Below are 559 nucleotides of genomic sequence, written 5' to 3'. Positions count from 1 at the left end.
GCGTCCGATTGACAAGTCGGTGGGCTCTGATGACACGCTTGTTGTCATTGGGTTTAAGGCGCAGTTTTTTTGTCGCAACGGCAGAGTTTTTTTCCTCGGTTTGGGCAAGCTTGCCGGCCTGTATGGAGGCCCGTTCAAGGGTCGCTATGTTTCGCTGCAGTAGGCGTTCGTACTCGAGGTTTTTACCACCGCCGGCCAGTCCGTTGTTATCCGCGAGGGTGAGGTTGGCCCTTAGAGCCTTGACTTCCGAACCGATGCTTAGAAATGCTTTGTGGCATGATTTGCAGTCACCATTGTGTAGTGGGATTACCTGCTTATCGATATCGGCCACGGCTTCTTTATACTCGGTCCAGAAATTGGTTTGTAAAGCGGGATCGTTGCCTGCAAGGAACACGTATGCGGATTTTTCTAGCTTGCTTACATGGGCATAGACGTGGTCGGCATTTCTAAGGACGGTGAGTGCTTTAACCTAACCGGCCTCTACGGTGTCAGCGTCGTTGATAATCTGAAACCCGATTAAGCCGCTTATCACGACGAGGGACGTTATTAAGGTTGCGAG

At 51.2% G+C, this 559-nt stretch carries 1 protein-coding gene; it reads right to left on the bottom strand.

Features of this window, described 5'->3' with window-relative positions:
• The coding region (locus COY37_RS00970; protein ID WP_286975567.1) for a hypothetical protein at positions 1 to 394 on the bottom strand (394 nt) is incomplete at its 3' end.
• Positions 395 to 559: the final 165 nt, after the last annotated feature.

Origin of the sequence: Candidatus Aquicultor secundus (assembly GCF_002791875.1) — a bacterium.
Lineage (GTDB): Bacteria > Actinomycetota > Aquicultoria > Aquicultorales > Aquicultoraceae > Aquicultor_A > Aquicultor_A secundus.
Note: the sequence above shows the minus strand (reverse complement) of the source record. Positions and strands in the feature narration are given on the sequence as shown.